Genomic DNA, 17,499 nt, shown 5'->3' with positions numbered 1-17,499 from the left:
GCAAGGTGCGAGACTCCTGCGTGCCAACCACCTGAATACTTCTTGGGAGGCATGCGACGAGGAACACGCTTCGTCGGGATTTGCTTGTAGACGCAGGAGCACACAAACTTCCTTGAAGCTGAGACCCCGCAGGCGCTATGCGCTGAGGAGGCTCACCGCACGCCCCGCGGAAAGCGAGCATCCTAGAGCGGAAATCAACTACTTCCACTATCAACAAAGTTGTGAAAACAGCCTTTTACATAAACGTAAAAGGCTCTGTTTGAATAGTGGATTCTATAACGACTGTATCGTACTTTCTCTCTGAAAGTTCCTTCTCTAGCACGATTTTAAGTTCTCTTTTCATTATTTCTTCTATATGATGACCAGCATCAATTATGGTCAGCCCCTCTGCTTGTGCATCATGAGCGTTATGGTAATAAATATCCCCCGTCACTAAAACATCTGCCCCTTTTCTGACAGCAGGATAAATGTATTTGTTGCCATCTCCGCCAACAACCGCGACTTTTTTTATAAGATGATTTTGCCCTTTAATCACCCGAACCCCCGAAATTCCAAAAACGTTTTTAACATGCTGAACAAATTCTTCAATTTTCATCTCTTTATTCAGCTTTCCGATCTTACCAATTCCAAGTTCGTTTCCTTTGTTAAGCAGCGGATAAAGATCAAAAGCTACTTCTTCGTATGGGTGAGCTTTTTTCATTGCTGATAAAACTGAATTCTGGATGGAAACCGGAAAAACAGATTCGATTTTCACTTCTTCTGTTCGCTCTAGTTTACCTTGCTCTCCAATGTATGGATGTGTACCTTCTAGCGGTGTAAAGGTCCCCCATCCGCTTGATGAAAAGCTGCAATGACTGTAGTTTCCGATATGGCCTGCACCCGCATCGCCCAGAGCTTGTCTCACAGCTTCTTCATGTGAAGATGGGACAAAAACGGAAAGCTTAACTAGTTGTTCTTCATATGTAGGTGCTAACACCTCAGTTTGACTAAGTTCTAATCGCTCTGAGAGCCACTCGTTAACTCCTGAAACTGTTACATCGAGATTCGTATGAGCAGCATAAACTGTAATATCGTTCTTGATCAGCTTTTCAATTACTCTTCCTTTTGACGTACTGGTATCAATTTTCTTTAATGGTCTATACAGCAAGGGGTGATGAGCTATAATCAGATCTACTTCATTTTCAATTGCTTCATCTACAACATTTTCAAGAACATCCAGCGCTACCATTACTTTTTTGACCGGACGGTTTAATGACCCAACTTGCAATCCGATTGGGTCGCCTTCGACTGCCAGCTTTTTAGGTGCGAAGCCTTCTAAAAGTGAAATAACAAACTGTCCGTTTGCTGTTTTGGTCAATCGATCCACTCCTCTGCAAGATTAATATTGTCAAAAAGTTCTTTTCTTTTTGCTTCAGCAGCTGTCCCCTGGCTTTTTTCCATTTGGTCCAAAATTGCCTTCCATTGCTTGACTTCCCCAGCCCATTTTTCCTTAAACGCTTCATTTTGAACTTTTAATAAGAATGGACCAAATAGCAGTTCCGCTTCGATATTATGATTCGAATAAGGCTGTTCCCCAGACCGGTCTGCAACGAGAACTTCATAAATTTTACCATCTTCTTTTATTATTTCTTCAGCAGAAAGTACCCAATTTTCTTTTAAAAGCCACTTTCTTACGGTCTTAGCCCCTACGTTCGGCTGCAGAATTAATCGTTTTGCACTCCCTAGTTTATCCTTTCCTTTCTCGAGGATAGAAGTAATAAGAGATCCGCCCATGCCGCAAATTGTTACAACTTCTGCTTCATTTTCTTTAAGAACGGAAAGTCCATCCCCTTTTCTAACTTCAATAATATCGGATAACCCATCTAGTACTACTTGCTCTTTTGCTGATAAATATGGACCTTCTGTAATCTCGCCCGCAATTCCTTTTTTGATCTTTTTTTTCAGACCTAAATAACAAGGCAGGTAGGCGTGATCTGATCCGATATCAGCAAGTACGGACCCCTGCCATACATAATTTGAGACTTTCTCAAGCCTTTGAGATAGTTTTTCAGAATTCATATTTTATCACCGCTTTAATTTTCGATAGTATAGTATTTGTTTTCCTCAGCATTTATTGCAAAGCTGAATGAAAAAAAGCTTCTTGTCCAAAAAAACAAGAAGCCCTTTTTTATTTTATTTTTTGTCTGCGAGCCATTTCACTACTATTTTTGCTTCTTCACCTTTAACAACACCAGCAGGCATTCCACCAGGCTTACCATTTTTTACGATATCGGCAATCTCTTCTTCTGAGTATTTGCCGCCAATTTTATCAAGTGCCGGACCCGTTGCGCCTTCAAGATTTTGCCCGTGGCATGAAGCACAGTTCTGTTTGAAAATAGCTTCAGGATCCATAGCAGCCTTTTCTTTATCCTGGCTTGCTTGATGAATCTTGTTGATACCATATCCGCCCATTGTTAGCATAAGAACAATTCCAATAACTCCTATAATGGCAAAAGGAATGAGTGGATTACGTTTCATTCAAATTCCTCCTTCTTCTGTACAGCACATTTGTTGTTTGTCTTCAAAACTTACTATGTATTGGTTAACAATCCATAACCTATTGTACTTTAAAAGCGTTTACTTGGGAAGGGCAAACTATATTTTTCCCAGTTTTGTCACAAGATATTACAGAAATTATAAAGAAAACTTCCCTGATGCAGTGTCCTATCCGTTAGCATTTGTTGTACTTATACTTTATCTCTATCATCTTTGCTTCGCCGTTGATCAATCACTTAGAAAATATACTGCCTAAAGTAAAAATAGCCACACAACTGGTGGCTATTCATGGGTTACAGATAGAGCCTCTAATGCTTGTTCTCTAAGTTTGTATTTTTGTATTTTTCCTGAAGCTGTCATGGGATACTCATCAACAAATAAAAAGTATTCAGGTATCTTAAAATTAGCTATTTGGCCTTTGCAGTAATTTTTCAGTTCATCAGATGATAGTGATTGACCTTCTTTTAACTGTATACAAGCAGCTACTTTTTCACCAAACTTTTTATCGGGTACTCCAATGACTTGCACATCTAAGATTGCAGGGTGAGAATAAAGAAATTCTTCAACTTCCCTTGGATAGACATTTTCTCCTCCCCGGATAATCATGTCTTTTAAGCGCCCGGTTATTCTGTAATAGCCATCTTTATCTACAGTGGCTAAATCCCCCGTATGCAGCCACCCATCACTGTCTATGGCTTCTTTCGTCGCTTCAGGCATTTTATAATAACCTTTCATGACGTGATAGCCTCTTGTGCAAAGTTCACCTTGTTCACCGGCTTTTACTTCTTCGTTAGATATCGGATTAACGATTTTTGCTTCTACCTGTGCATGCTTCTTACCTACAGTTTCTACTCTTCGTTCGATTGGATCATCCGTTCTTGTTTGTGTGATAACAGGAGAAGATTCAGTTTGACCATAAGCAATTGTTATCTCACTCATACCCATTTTATTGATCACTTTCTTCATCACTTCTATCGGACAAGGCGACCCGGCCATTATTCCAGTTCTTAGTGTACTCAGATTATAAGTATCGAAGTCAGGGAGGTTCAGTTCTGCTATGAACATCGTAGGAACCCCATGCAATCCCGTACATTTTTCTTTTTCTACAGTCTCTAAAACTTCTTTTGGATCAAATTGAACGATAGGCACCATCGCAGCACCAACTGATACTGCTGCCATTGTTCCAAGAACACATCCAAAACAATGGAAGAACGGAACGGGTATACACAATCTGTCAGCATTTGTTAAATTCATGCTCTCAGCAATCTGGCGCGCGTTGTTCACTATGTTGTTATGTGTAAGCATTACACCTTTAGGAAATCCTGTTGTTCCAGAGGTATATTGCATATTTATAACGTCATCATAGTGAAGAGAGTCCTCTCTTTCCTTAAGCTCTTCATCAGAAATAGCTTCACCTGCGGCTAACATTTCCTGAAACGTATCGTAAGTTGAAGATTTAATATTATCGATTTGAACAAAATGTTTCAAATGCGGAAACTCTTTCATTCTTTCTTTAACAGAGTCAACCATTTTTCTGTAGGAAGTTGATCGGAATTCTTCTATAAAAAATAAAGCTTTTGTGTCAGATTGTTTTAGCAGGTAGTCCAGTTCTGCACTTTGATAATTTGTGTTCACCGTAACTAAAACAGCTCCAGCCCTTGCAGAACCAAATTGCAGAAGCAGCCATTCCGGAACATTCGTAGCCCACACAGCGATATGGTCGCCTTTTTTGATTCCCATAGCCATTAAGCCTTTTGCAACTTTCGATGTTAATTCATAAAATTCTTGATAGGTGTAGCGAATTCCAAGTTTACTGTAAACAATGGCTTCTCGGGCCTTGTTCTTGTGCGCCTGTTTCTTTAAACACTCTCCAACAGTTACTTTCATTAACTCAGCCATAATTCACCCCATCATATACAATTATGAAAATCAGCAGCCAATCTCTCTCGCAATTACGATACGCTGAACCTCAGATGTTCCCTCTCCGATTTCAAGAAGCTTAGCATCTCTGAAATAGCGTTCAACATGATAATCTCTCATATATCCATTTCCGCCATGAATTTGTACCGATTCGGAACAAATCTGCATACAAGCTTCAGAAGCATATAATTTCGCCATGGATGCTTCTTTTGAAAACTTTTTGCCTTGGTCTTTCAGCCATGCAGCTTTATACACCATCATTCTTGCCAGTTCAATTTTCATTGCCATATCAGCCAGCTTGAATTGAATCGCCTGAAACTTTGAGATCGATCTTCCAAACTGCTTGCGTTCCTTTGCATATGCCAGCGCCTTCTCATAGGCTGCTTGAGCGATTCCAACCGCCATAGCACCAATCCCTATTCTTCCCCCATCAAGAGTTACCAGGAACTGTTTAAAGCCATCTCCGCGCTTTCCTAATAAGTTTTCTTCAGGTACTCTTACATCTTCCATAAAAAGTTCTGTAGTGTTAGAAGAATGAAGTCCCATTTTTTCGTAATTGTCTATCACTTTAAAGCCTTTTGCATCCGTAGGAACGATAATCGCAGAGATTTCTTTATCACTGCCATTTCTTTTAGTGATTGCCGTTAATGCCAAATGTTTCGCATAGCTTGCATTCGTTATATAGCACTTGCTTCCGTTAATTACCCATTCACCATTTTCCTGTACAGCCGTAGTTTCAGTACCTCCTGCATCAGATCCAGCGTTTGGCTCTGTCAGTCCGAATGCACCTAACGATTCACCTGTACAAATCGGTGTTAAATATTTTTCCTTTTGTTCATGTGTACCAAATAAATTTAAAGGCGCTCCCCCTAAAGAAACGTGTGCAGAATATGTAATACCTGTAGAGCCGCAAGCACGGCTTAATTCCTCAACGGCGATCGCAAAACTGATAGTATCAGCTCCTCCGCCCCCATACTCCTCAGGAAAAGGAAGTCCCATCATCCCAAGCTTAGAAAGCTTTTGAAAAATCTCCACTGGGAACTCTTTATTTTTGTCCCTTGTCTCTGCACCCGGCGCTACCACTTCGTCAGCAAATTCCCGCATCATTTTCTGAATCATTAATTGCTCTTCTGTTAAAGTAAAATTCATGGCTGTTTCCCACCCTTTTAAAATAAATTTACTCTCTATTGTATACGCTTTCATATTTATTATAGATATAAAGGCTGAATTTTTACAAGATTTAAACGATTTTAAATTTAATAATAAGCAGAATACATAAGGAAATGTTAGTTATTGCGAGCAAAATGAAGTATTAATTGAGATTTTGGGGTGTTTGCATTGAGGTGGAATAATCAGTAAAATAAAATCAAATAAAAAAGCCTGCCATAAATGGCAAGCTTTCTATTCTAGAAAATCTTTTAAACGTTTGCTTCTGCTTGGATGGCGGAGCTTACGAAGTGCTTTCGCTTCGATCTGACGGATACGCTCACGCGTAACTCCAAAAACTTTACCTACTTCTTCAAGAGTGCGTGTGCGTCCATCATCTAAACCAAAACGAAGTCGAAGAACATTTTCTTCACGGTCTGTAAGAGTGTCTAGAACATCCTCTAGCTGTTCTTTTAATAACTCATACGCCGCTGCTTCAGATGGGGCAAGTGCATCCTGGTCTTCAATAAAATCACCTAAGTGGGAGTCATCTTCTTCACCAATTGGTGTTTCTAATGAAACTGGCTCTTGGGCAATCTTTAAGATTTCACGAACTTTTTCTGGTGTAAGTTCCATTTCTGCTCCAATTTCTTCAGGAGAAGGTTCTCGGCCTAAGTCTTGAAGAAGCTGGCGCTGAACACGGATTAATTTGTTGATTGTCTCAACCATATGAACTGGGATACGAATTGTACGAGCTTGGTCAGCGATTGCACGTGTGATAGCTTGTCTTATCCACCATGTTGCATACGTACTGAATTTAAACCCTTTATCGTAATCGAATTTTTCAACGGCTTTGATCAATCCCATGTTTCCTTCTTGGATCAGATCCAGAAACAGCATTCCGCGGCCGACATAACGTTTTGCAATACTTACAACCAGTCGCAAGTTTGCTTCTGCCAAACGGCGTTTTGCTTCTTCATCGCCATTTTCAATTCTTTTCGCGAGCTCAATTTCTTCATCTGCAGAAAGCAGGTCAACCCGGCCGATTTCTTTTAGATACATACGTACTGGGTCATTAATTTTGACTCCTGGAGGAACACTGAGATCATTTAAATCAAATTCTTCCTCGTCTTTTTCCATTTCGAACTTTGGATCATCTTCATCATCTGAATCTTCTGAGGCTTCTGCTACCTCAACCCCTTGTTCTTCAAGATAATGATAGAATTCATCCATTTGATCTGAATCTTGTTCAAATGGAGCAAGTTTGCCTGTGATTTCTGTATATGTCAGTCGACCTCGCTTTTTACCGGCTTCAACTAATTGTTCTTTAACTTGATCGATGGTTAATTCGCCTTCCGTCCCTTGACGGTTTGGTTTCTCAGCCATTCGATCCCCTCCTTCCAAAACTTCAACCATCCTGCGTCCCGATTATTTTAGAGATCTTTTCATTCTCATAATTTCTTGGGCAATTTGGGCTGCCAGTTTTATTTCATTCCTTCTTATTGCGTCTTCCTGCTGTTTCTCTTTTTCTTGTATCTCCCGCAATAATGGATAGCTAGAAATAATTCGAATATAATCTGCAAGCTCAACTTCATTCATTTCATCACTGATCGTGAGCATTGCTAATTCTGATGCTAGTTTCCTTAATTTGTCATCGTCAATTCGCTGCATGAACAACCCTACATTGGGTTTATTTCTTTCTTCATAAAAGGCATACAGGTACGCAGCGATTGCATTATGTTCTTCTACATTAAAGCCCGTTTCAAGCTTTTCCTGAATTAGAAAAGCTGTTTCTTCGCTTTTAAGCATGTGAGCTAGAACAATTCTTTCAGCATTTAAATTTTTTGGCAATAAAGACTTCTGCAAAAGTGTTTGTATTCTAAAATTATTATCCCGCTTTTTTGGGCCGTTATCCTTTGACTTTTGCTGCTGCTTGAAAGTCTGTATTTGCTGCTGTTTTAATGCGTCTAATGACAAATTAAACTCTGAAGCGATCTGACGGAGATAATGATCTCTTTCAACCGCTTTTGGAAGACGCGCTATTTCGCTGATAATCTCTTCGATATAGATCATCCGTTCTCCTTCATCACGAAGGTTTTTACCGCGTCTATAGTATTGTATTTTAAATGCCATAACTGTAAGACTAGCCCCTATTATATCCTTTTGGAATGATTCGCCTCCAAATTTGGAGATATAGTCATCGGGGTCCATTCCGTCTGGCATCTGCGAGATTTTAACTGTACAGCCTTGTTTCGTCAGTATTTCTGATGCACGAAAAGCAGCTTCAACACCTGCTCGGTCAGAATCATAACAGATTGTGACAGATTGAACATTTCTTCTCAATATTGCAGCATGATCCTCTGTTAATGAAGTACCTAGCGTCGCAACTCCATTTGTAACACCCGCTCTGAAAGCAGCAATGGTATCTACATAGCCTTCAAAAACAACAGCATGCTGTTTTTGTCTGATATCTGCTCTGGATAGGTTCAAAGCGTAGAGGGTTTTCCCTTTTTGGAAGATTTTTGATTCAGGGCTGTTTAAGTACTTCGGTTCATCGTTCCCATCTAAAACTCTTCCTCCAAAGGCAACAACAGTACCAGTACGGTCCCATATCGGGAACATGATTCTGTTTCGAAAACGGTCATAAGGTTTTCCATCTGATTGCCGCTTTCCGATCAACCCCGCTTTCTCAGCAAGAGTAATATCCAATTCCCGCTTTTGTATAAATTGCGAAGCGGTTTCCCATGAATCAGGAGCAAAGCCTATTTGATAGCGTTCGATAGACTCTCTTGTAAATCCTCTGTTTTCCAAATAGTCCAGTGCTGGTCTCCCCTGCTTAGTATGGAGAAGGCAATGATGATACAGCTTAGCCAGCAACTCATGAATATCAGCCATTTTTCTTTTTTCGTCAGTACTTTTTAAGGAGTAATTTTGCTGATGCATTTGAGGCAGTTCGATCGAACTCTTTTTCCCGAGTTGAGTTACGGCTTCAATGAATGAATATCCTTCGATGTTCATTAAAAATGAAAAAACATTCCCGCCTGCTCCACATCCGAAACAGTGGTAGATTTGTTTTTCCGGTGATACAGAAAATGAAGGTGATTTCTCGCCATGAAATGGGCATAAACCAAAATAATTTCGTCCTTGCTTTTTTAAGGGAACATAATCACTTATCACATCTACAATATCGTTTGATGACCTGACTTTTTCAATTAAATCCTCTGGTATGCGTTCCATATTACCACCACAAAATCTCTGTTTCTATTGACACTAGATATATATTCGTGCCGCAAGTCTATTTTCCTTCAACATTCGACAGGATTTCACAAAAAACTGAACTGAATCTTTCTGCATCCTCCTTTGTGAATTTAGCAGGTCCTTTAGAATGTTTTCCTGAGCGCCTTGCTTTTGCAGACAGATAGCGTTCATGAAGCACTCTTTCCATTTCATTCTCTTGAAAATGTTTCCCTCTTGGGGTGATAACATAAACCCCTTTTGGGATAAGCAGACTCGCAAGAGCATGATCCTGGGTTACCACAATGTCATTTTTCTTAGAATGATTATGTATGTACATGTCAACTTCCTCTGGTCTGGCATCAACAAGAATCCAGCGTCCAGGTTGGTCTGCGTTGCTTGCATGTGCAAATGAAGTCACAAAAATAGGTTCGAACCGATACATTTTTGAATATTTATTAATCTCTTCTTTTATCATTACAGGACAAGCATCTGCATCTACGTATATATCCGCTTTGAATTTTTCCATATTTTTATGTTCTACTTTTCCATTGATTCTCCTTCATTTGCTGGCATTTACATAAAAATTGCATTCTGAATGTATCACTATTTTAGTCAAACTTTTTATTTTTAATCACAATGTAATATTATAATAAAAACGGAATGATTTTACCAGTAAAAAGATTGAAATTAAAAAAGCGCAGAAATTTGCGCTTTTATTTATAGGATTTCCCTTGAAAAAGATTGTATATAACGTTCGCTGATTCCTCAACAGCCTTATTTGATACCTCTACAACTCTGCACCCGATTCGGTCTACAATCTTATTAAAATAAACGAGTTCTTGTTTTATTCTTTCCATGTTTGCATAGTTTGCTTCTGAATTCAGCCCTAATGCTTTTAAGCGCTCTCTGCGAATATCATTTAACTTTTCCGGAGTTATTTTAAGCCCAAAACACTTATTTGGCGAAACTTTAAATAATTCTTCAGGCGGTTCTATTTCCGGAACAATAGGTACGTTAGCTACTTTTAGGCGCTTATGCGCAAGATATTGAGAGAGCGGTGTTTTTGAAGTTCTTGAAACACCAATTAGTACAACATCGGCTTTTAATATTCCCCGTGGATCTCTTCCGTCATCATATTTGACTGCAAATTCTATAGCTTCAACTTTTCTAAAGTACTCATCATCGAGTTTATGTACGACTCCAGGTTCATACCTCGGTACCTGATTAAGTCTGGATTGAAGCTGTTTCATAATAGGTCCCATAATATCCACTGTTGGTATTCCGTTGGCAGCAGCCTGCTTAGCTACATATTCGCTGATTTCGGGAACAACCAAAGTATATGCAATGATTCCATTGTGATCCTTTGCTAAAGAAATGACTTCATCGATTGTTTCTTTGTCTTCTACGTAGGGAACCCTCTTTATCTCTATTCCGTTTGAATTAAATTGGCTCGCAGCCGCTTTTACAACCAGTTCTGCCGTTTCTCCAACTGAATCTGAAACGACATATACGATTGGACGTCCTGTCATATTGGCCTCCCCATTTATTAAAGTATTTCGTCGTGAGCAAGTTCCACAAAAGCCTTAGTAATATTGGTTTTAGTAATTCTTCCAACTACCTCTAGTCCGCTCTCATTCTGAGAACGTTTAACTACCGGAAGCCCGTCAATTTGCTTTTCGATCAGAATGTGGGCAATATCCAGCAGAAAGTCTTCTTTAAAACAATACGTGATATTAGGCATTCTTGTCATGATAATATTTATAGGGATACTATTTATCTCTTGTTTTCCCATACTTGCCCTTAATAAATCTTTTCGTGAAGCAACTCCTGCAAGATGTCCGTTTTTATTAATAATGAACAGTGTTCCTACATCTTCTAAGAACATGGTACAGATTGCTTCGTATACTGTTGCAGAGTCTTGTACGACTACCGGCATAGAAGTAAATTCAGCTACTTTAATTTTCTTAACTTTTTCTGTCAGTAACTGTGAACCTGTTTTGCCCGTATAAAAATAGCCCACTCTCGGTCTGGCATCCAAATAACCTGCCATCGTTAAAATTGCAAGATCTGGACGAAGTGTCGCCCGAGTTAAATCAAGCTGGTCAGCAATTTGTTCTCCAGTTATAGGTCCGTGATCCTTGACGATCTCAATAATCTTCTGCTGCCTTTTGTTTAGTTCGATTTTGTACACCACCTTTTGCTGCATCCAATGTGTTATACTTATTTTCCATTATTATAACTCATTAAGGTGAAAATGCGAACAAAAAAACTGTAAAGATAGTCTTCACAGTTGAATTCACGTTAAGTCATCAAGTTGTTTTAAAAATTTCTTTGATTTTATAAATACACCCGAATACTCTTCCATGTAGGCATCAAACAGCATTCTCAATTCTCTTTTTGTTTCCTTTTTTAATGATACGTTTCCAAGTCTCGCGAGATCGAGATGATAAAACATATTTAACAGCCGTGCAGTTCCTTTAGAGATATTCATTCTATAAGGATCTTTATAGGCACATCTTTCACAGAGAAAACCGCCTTCTCGAATAGAAAAAGAAAAATTCCCTTCAGCTGCATGACATGAGACGCATCTGCTTAGCTCTGGTACTATGCCGGCTGTTTTCATCATTTTCATTTCAAATAAAAAGGTAATAACCTCTGGATCAATTCCATGGTTTATATATTCTAAAGCCTGCTTCAGCCAGCCGTACAAGTCGGGTTTCATTTCTTCTTCAGATGTAAACCGGTCAAGAAGCTCTGCCAAATAAGCGGCATAGGCTGTCTTAACCAAGTCTTCACGTATATGCCTGAAGGAAGACAACGCTTCACCTTGCTGCAAAGTTCCAAGTCCTCTTCCTCTTTGAAACACAAATATTCCGTATGTAAAAAGCTGCGTAATGGAGGTGAAGCGGCTTTTAGGCTTTTTCGCTCCTCTTGCCATTACGCCAATTTTTCCAAGTTCCTTTGTGTACAGAGTAATAATCGTATTTGATTCTCCATACGGAATGGTTTTTATGACTATTCCTTCCACTTTATAAAGCAAGGTATATCACCACCCTCTCGTCAAGAAGGCACCTTAGTTAATTAATGAAATGGAGGTTCCTCTAGAGACTCTTCATAAGGAATAACTGCTGATAATGCTGTTATTTCAAGGTCAAGCTCTTTGTATAACAAATAGGTATCAATATTGCCCGTTTCACAGAATACTTTCCAAGTAAATTCTTTCATGGTTTGGACACACCTTTCTATTTGTTTTTCTCCTGATATAACTAGGTTCACCTTAAACATTGTTTTCATGTGAAGGAAATATTAACAGTTTTTCACTATTAATAATCGTCCTCATTAAAACCAAATTCAGCAAGCTGTTTCTGACGGTTTCTCCAGTCAGTTTGAACTTTTACATAGAGTTCCAAAAATACTCTTGACCCTAAAAGAGTTTCGATATCAGCTCTCGCTCTTTTTCCGACCTCTTTTAGCATTTTTCCTTGTTTCCCTATGATAATGCCTTTTTGAGATGATCGTTCAACAATTATGGTAGCATTTACAAAAACAACGTTCTTCTCTTCCCGCACTTTCATTTCTTCAATTACCACAGCAACAGAATGAGGAATTTCCTCCCGTGTTAAATGCAGAACTTTCTCACGGATTAATTCTGCTGTAATAAATCGTTCAGGATGATCCGTTACTTGATCTTCAGGATAGAACTGCGGCCCTTCTTCCATATAAGAAACAATCTGATTCAATAATGTATCAACATTGTTTCCCTTTAAAGCGGAAATTGGAACAACTTCTGCAACATCCACCTTATTTCGATACATATCAATCAGCGGCAGCAAATCATCTGGATGGACTTTATCAATTTTGTTTACTACTAAAAAAACAGGGTTCTGCACATGCTGCAGTCTGTCTATGATAAATTGATCACCTCTGCCGTAGCCTTCCTCAGCATTGATTACGAAAAGAATAAGATCTACCTCGTTTAATGTCTGCTGTGCCGTTTTTGTCATAAAATCCCCAAGCTTATGCTTAGGCTTATGGATACCAGGTGTATCAATAAAAATTACTTGTGCTTCTTCGGTTGTATAGACAGCCTGAATTTTATTTCTAGTGGTCTGCGGCTTATCACTCATAATAGCGATTTTTTGTCCGATAACCTGATTTAACAAAGTGGATTTGCCTACATTTGGACGGCCAATTATGGTTACAAATCCTGATTTATACCCATCTTTAGTCATTTAAATCCTCCGGTGAAAAAGCACCTGGCAACAGGTCCTTAACCGCAATTTCCTGAACATCTCCATTCAGGTTTGTTAAGTAAACCGGCATGTCAGGAGGACATAATTCTGAAATAACCTGACGGCATGCACCACACGGCGGGACAGGGCGTTTTGTATCGGCAACGACAGCTAATGCACTGAATTTAATATCGCCTTCTGTATACGCTTTAAATAAAGCGGTTCTTTCAGCACAGCAAGTTAAGCTGTAAGCTGCATTCTCAATATTTGCACCATGATAAACTTTTCCTTCAGAAGAAAGCAATGCCGCACCTACCTGAAATTTTGAATAAGGTACATAAGCTCTTTCTCTTGCTTTCTTTGCTTGTTCCATTAATTGATCTTTGTTCATAATACATTTCACCTTCTTAACATTCTATGCTTCTTAATAGTGGTTCTATAAAGAGCAGTATACCGATTATAACAGCAAATATCGAAAAAACCAAAACTGCACCTGCAGCAGCATCTTTCGCTTCCTTTGCCAACGGATGACGTTCCAAAGTCATTAAATCAACTGTTTTTTCAACAGCAGTATTCATGAGTTCTAAGCCAAGCACAATCCCGATTACAATCAGTAAAACTGCCATGCGCAATCCTGAAAAATCAAGTGTAACTGCTGTTAAGATAACGATTACACTTATCATAATTTGTATTTTGAAATTTTGCTCGTTCTTAAATGTTTTTATTATCCCTGTATAAGCAAATGTAAAGCTATTGAATAACTTTTTCCATGCGATCATCTTTTCAATCCGTACTGCTCCAAAATTTCTTCTTGTCTGCCAAACATAGCTTTTTCATCTGCTTCATTCATATGATCATAACCTAAAAGATGAAGGAATCCGTGAACGGCAAGGAATCCCATTTCCCTCTCAATTGAATGTCCATATTCTTCTGCTTGTTCTTTTGCAACGTCTAAACAGATGATGATGTCCCCTAAGAACCTTGTTTCTTCACCGCCGATAATCTCTGTTTCATCTTCGCCCATCTCCTCCATGGCAAAAGAAATTACATCTGTCACGGCATCTTTTTGTCTGTATTCACTATTAATTTCTTGAATTCTTTCTTTCGTAACGATCGTCACAGATACCTCTGCCGATCCCGTTTTTTCCATCTCTGCTGCCTTCTGCAGCACATTAGCTAACAACTCTTGGAACTCTTCACTGTTTTCGTCAACTTCATTTAAATACTCAACATGTAATGTCATTGTTTTTCCACCTTTTTCGTTTCTTCTGGATACTCAATTCTGGAATGAAATATTCCTTGAAGTGTTTCAGTTAAAGTTTTAGCTACGGTATCCAACTCTTTAAGTGTAAGATCGCATTCATCAAATTGGCCATCTTCAAGTCTGTCATTAATTATTTTTCGAATGATCTGGTCAATTTTTACTGGTGTAGGCTTTGATAAAGATCTAACTGCAGCTTCTACTGCATCTGAAATACCTATGATTGCTACTTCCTTCGTTTGAGCTTTTGGTCCAGGGTAACGGAAATCTGATTCAGCAACTTCTTTTTCCGTTAACTGAGTAGCCTTATGATAGAAAAATTTCAGCAGCGTCGTCCCATGATGCTGCTCCGCTATATCGATAATCTCTTTAGGTATTTTGTCTGCACGAAGCATGTCCGCTCCATCATAAGGATGAGCCGTAATGATCGTTTTGCTTAACTGAGGTGCAATCTTATCATGCGGATTCTCCATATTCATTTGGTTTTCAATGAAAAAATGCGGCCGTTTTGTCTTTCCGACATCATGATAGTAAGAACCCACCCTTGCCAGGAGCCCATTAGCACCAATCGATTCACATGCAGCTTCAGATAGGTTTGCTACCATAATGCTATGATGATAAGTACCTGGAGCTTCCATAAGGACTTTTCTCAAGATTGGGTGATTCGGATTTGAAAGCTCGATCAGTTTCGTAACAGATAAAATATTAAATGATGATTCAATCACCGGCAGCAATCCTAGTGTAAGAACTGCTGATATAAAACCAGATAAAGCAGCACAGCCAAGATCTAATCCAATCTGCCAAGATGTGAATTTACCATTTTGAAGCAAAAGCACACTTGCTACTGTTAGGATGGCTATAAAAGAAACGAAAAATCCTGCTTGAAGAATTTTAGAACGCTGCTGTGTTTTCCCTAAGAATACGATCCCGGAAATTGCGTTAAATAATACATACAAACTCATTATGAAATTAAAGTTACCTGTTGTTTGTTCATTAAAAATCAGTGCAGCACTGATTGCAAAAATCACAGATGAAACGACAGCAAGTTCCTCATTAAACAGCATCTTAATCATCATCGCACCAGCTGCCACTGGAACTAAATACATTAAACTGTTCAATCCAATTTCAGTGCTGATACTTATCAGCTTCATCACAACAAGTGTCAGTGTAAACAGCAGTGCATAAATGGTCACATATTTTCTAAAATGCTCTTTCTTCCGTTCTTCTTTCATAAAATAATAAAGCCCTGCCATTACAAGTAAAACAAATAAGAACAGCCCATAGTAAGGATATGTTTTCATTTCTTGATCAAGCAGGCCGACCATCTTTAATCTTTCATAGATTTCAGGCGTGATAACTGAACCGCTTTTAACTAAAACTTCCCCTTCTCTTATAAATACTTCTTCAACTTTTTCACTAGCTTCTTTACGTTTTTGTCTTGTTTTTTCTGTATCGAGTGTCCGGTTTGCAATGATAAAAGTTCTTGTTATTTCCTCTGTCGCGTTCCTAAGGGAGTAAGACAAATTTCCGTTTTCGCGGATTAATCGAACCGCTTCATCTTTTTTTCCATCAACCTCTTCAACCATGATGGGTTCTTCAAGTACACTGTTTACAACATCAGGTCCAAGATTTCTTACATTTGTCAGTTCAGTCTCACTCGCCCGAAATAATGTATCAAATGTCTCATCAGAAATCTCTGAAGTATCTATGTAATCTTCTAATTGATCAATCTTTTGTTCACGTGTTAATAGTGGTTCATCATCTTTTTTCTTTTCTTCTGTTTTATTTATTGAAATGATTGTATTGATCAGTATTTTCATCGCATCAGCCTGCTCAAATGCGATGTCGTTATTAAAAGTGTATTCATTTTTTACATTTTCTTCAGCAAGCCTTTTTCTTGCCTCAGTCTGTTCTTCCAAAGGAATCGTAATTGGAGATTGTATATCACGAGGAGCACGTTCATAGACGTTTACGTCGACGACATTAGGAGTTACATTGCTGACTAATATAGCAAATAAAATGATTCCCATTACGATAAATGATACGGTTGCTACGCTTAAACGAAAATAATTTGAAAGGATGTGTCTCAAGTTGGCCAAACGCTACCACTCCCTAAACTGTGAATCCTATACTAATCTTAGCAAAAGTTGGACAAATATGGTACTTATATAAAGTAAAAAAGGGCTCCTGAAACAGGAGTCCTTATTTATCATATGTTTCATATGCTTCAATAATCCGCTGAACCAGCGGATGTCTTACAACATCTAATTGTTTTAAGTATATAAAATCAATTCCATTAACACCTTCTAGTCTTTTTTCGGTAACTTTTAATCCGGACTCTTTTCCTCTAGGCAGATCAATCTGTGTAAGGTCACCAGTGATCACCATTTTCGATCCAAATCCGAGACGTGTCAGGAACATTTTCATTTGTTCGGGTGATGTATTTTGCGCTTCATCAAGAATGACGAAGCTTTCATCCAGGGTACGGCCTCTCATGTACGCTAATGGGGCAATTTCAATCGTTCCCCGTTCGATAAGCCTCTCAGTATGTTCTGCACCAAGAAGATCATGCAGCGCATCGTAAAGCGGGCGTAAGTACGGATCAACTTTTTCTTTTAAATCTCCTGGCAAGAAACCTAAACTTTCACCAGCTTCCACTGCAGGACGTGTCAGTACAATTTTTTTAATCCGGCCGTCTTTTAAGGCATTTACTGCCATGACGACTGCAAGATAGGTTTTACCCGTTCCCGCTGGTCCAATGCCGAACACAAGATCACGCTTTCTCATGGATTGAACGTAATGTCTCTGCCCCAGCGTTTTAACACGAATTGGCTTACCTTTAGCTGTAACTGCTATATCTTCTTCATATAACTCACTTAATTCATCCAGCATGTTCTTTTCTGCGAGCTGAACTGCATAAACAATATCCCTCTCAGATATTTTTATGCCTTTGCGCACTAATTTCAATAACACGGAGAGCGTCTCCTCGACCATTTCAGCTTTCGCTAGTTCCCCTGTCACTAAAATTTCTTCTCCGCGGGTGACTATACCTACGTTGAGCTTGTGTTCAATAACCTTTAAAAAGGCGTCGTTCGGCCCAAAGAGTGATGCGGCTTCCGTTGTATTTTCGAGTTGTAATGAATTAAGTCTTTTCGTTTCTGACAAACT

General features: G+C 38.9%; 18 protein-coding genes. All 18 read right to left on the bottom strand.

Translation table 11 applies throughout. The features are described from left to right. Positions 1–235 precede the first annotated feature (235 nt). The 18 genes from ACFW35_RS07105 to ACFW35_RS07020 all read right to left on the bottom strand — a co-directional run bounded on the left by ACFW35_RS07105 (position 236) and on the right by ACFW35_RS07020 (position 17,496). Positions 236–1,357: a Nif3-like dinuclear metal center hexameric protein gene (locus ACFW35_RS07105; RefSeq protein ID WP_379844700.1), complete on the bottom strand. Its 1,122-nt coding sequence runs from the start codon at positions 1,355–1,357 to the stop codon at positions 236–238. Further along, a complete protein-coding gene (locus ACFW35_RS07100) occupies positions 1,354–2,058 on the bottom strand; it encodes a tRNA (adenine(22)-N(1))-methyltransferase (protein ID WP_379844698.1) in 705 nt (234 codons plus the stop codon). Before ACFW35_RS07100 ends, ACFW35_RS07105 begins: the two co-directional genes overlap by 4 nt. 114 nt (positions 2,059–2,172) lie before the next feature. Further along, on the bottom strand, positions 2,173–2,517 hold the full coding sequence (cccA, locus tag ACFW35_RS07095; RefSeq protein ID WP_379844697.1) for a cytochrome c550: 345 nt from the start codon (positions 2,515–2,517) through the stop codon (positions 2,173–2,175). Between the two features lie 300 nt (positions 2,518–2,817). Next, on the bottom strand, positions 2,818–4,434 hold the full coding sequence (locus tag ACFW35_RS07090) for an AMP-binding protein (RefSeq protein WP_379844695.1): 1,617 nt from the start codon (positions 4,432–4,434) through the stop codon (positions 2,818–2,820). Positions 4,435–4,464: 30 nt separating this feature from the next. Then, on the bottom strand, positions 4,465–5,604 hold the full coding sequence (locus ACFW35_RS07085) for an acyl-CoA dehydrogenase family protein (protein WP_379844693.1): 1,140 nt from the start codon (positions 5,602–5,604) through the stop codon (positions 4,465–4,467). A 252-nt stretch (positions 5,605–5,856) separates the two neighbouring features. Beyond that, positions 5,857–6,987, bottom strand: coding sequence for an RNA polymerase sigma factor RpoD (gene rpoD, locus ACFW35_RS07080; RefSeq protein ID WP_066291044.1), 1,131 nt, complete (start codon positions 6,985–6,987; stop codon positions 5,857–5,859). Between the two features lie 42 nt (positions 6,988–7,029). Next, on the bottom strand, positions 7,030–8,838 hold the full coding sequence (gene dnaG / locus ACFW35_RS07075) for a DNA primase (protein WP_379844692.1): 1,809 nt from the start codon (positions 8,836–8,838) through the stop codon (positions 7,030–7,032). A 58-nt stretch (positions 8,839–8,896) separates the two neighbouring features. Further along, positions 8,897–9,364 (bottom strand): YaiI/YqxD family protein, encoded by a 468-nt coding sequence (locus ACFW35_RS07070; protein WP_379844690.1) that lies wholly within the window; start codon positions 9,362–9,364, stop codon positions 8,897–8,899. Between the two features lie 187 nt (positions 9,365–9,551). Then, a complete protein-coding gene (locus ACFW35_RS07065) occupies positions 9,552–10,367 on the bottom strand; it encodes a pyruvate, water dikinase regulatory protein (RefSeq protein ID WP_379844688.1) in 816 nt (271 codons plus the stop codon). 17 nt (positions 10,368–10,384) lie between these two features. Beyond that, the gene (locus ACFW35_RS07060) at positions 10,385–11,032 is read right to left on the bottom strand and encodes a helix-turn-helix transcriptional regulator (RefSeq protein ID WP_379844687.1); all 648 of its coding nucleotides are present in this window, start codon (positions 11,030–11,032) and stop codon (positions 10,385–10,387) included. 102 nt (positions 11,033–11,134) lie between these two features. Then, entirely contained in the window at positions 11,135–11,878 is a 744-nt protein-coding gene (gene recO, locus ACFW35_RS07055) for a DNA repair protein RecO (RefSeq protein ID WP_379844685.1), read from the bottom strand. A 41-nt stretch (positions 11,879–11,919) separates the two neighbouring features. Then, positions 11,920–12,063, bottom strand: a complete 144-nt coding sequence (locus tag ACFW35_RS07050) for a YqzL family protein (RefSeq protein ID WP_379834825.1) — start codon at positions 12,061–12,063, stop codon at positions 11,920–11,922. Between the two features lie 98 nt (positions 12,064–12,161). Further along, positions 12,162–13,070 (bottom strand): GTPase Era, encoded by a 909-nt coding sequence (gene era, locus ACFW35_RS07045; protein WP_379834826.1) that lies wholly within the window; start codon positions 13,068–13,070, stop codon positions 12,162–12,164. Further along, complete coding sequence (locus ACFW35_RS07040; RefSeq protein ID WP_379844684.1) at positions 13,063–13,461, bottom strand: cytidine deaminase; 399 nt, start codon at positions 13,459–13,461, stop codon at positions 13,063–13,065. Before ACFW35_RS07040 ends, era begins: the two co-directional genes overlap by 8 nt. A 16-nt stretch (positions 13,462–13,477) precedes the next feature. Continuing rightward, positions 13,478–13,849 carry a diacylglycerol kinase family protein gene (locus tag ACFW35_RS07035; protein WP_379844682.1) on the bottom strand — a complete coding sequence of 124 codons (372 nt, stop codon included), beginning with the start codon at positions 13,847–13,849 and terminating at the stop codon, positions 13,478–13,480. Continuing rightward, on the bottom strand, positions 13,846–14,313 hold the full coding sequence (gene ybeY, locus ACFW35_RS07030; RefSeq protein WP_379844681.1) for an rRNA maturation RNase YbeY: 468 nt from the start codon (positions 14,311–14,313) through the stop codon (positions 13,846–13,848). Before ybeY ends, ACFW35_RS07035 begins: the two co-directional genes overlap by 4 nt. After that, positions 14,310–16,430, bottom strand: a complete 2,121-nt coding sequence (locus ACFW35_RS07025; protein ID WP_379844679.1) for an HD family phosphohydrolase — start codon at positions 16,428–16,430, stop codon at positions 14,310–14,312. Before ACFW35_RS07025 ends, ybeY begins: the two co-directional genes overlap by 4 nt. A 103-nt stretch (positions 16,431–16,533) precedes the next feature. Beyond that, the gene (locus tag ACFW35_RS07020; protein ID WP_066291073.1) at positions 16,534–17,496 is read right to left on the bottom strand and encodes a PhoH family protein; all 963 of its coding nucleotides are present in this window, start codon (positions 17,494–17,496) and stop codon (positions 16,534–16,536) included. Positions 17,497–17,499 lie beyond the last annotated feature (3 nt).

The sequence above is a fragment of the Fictibacillus sp. NPDC058756 genome (genome assembly GCF_042746035.1).
Taxonomy (GTDB): domain Bacteria; phylum Bacillota; class Bacilli; order Bacillales; family Fictibacillaceae; genus Fictibacillus.
This window is presented reverse-complemented; position numbering and strand designations above follow the sequence as displayed.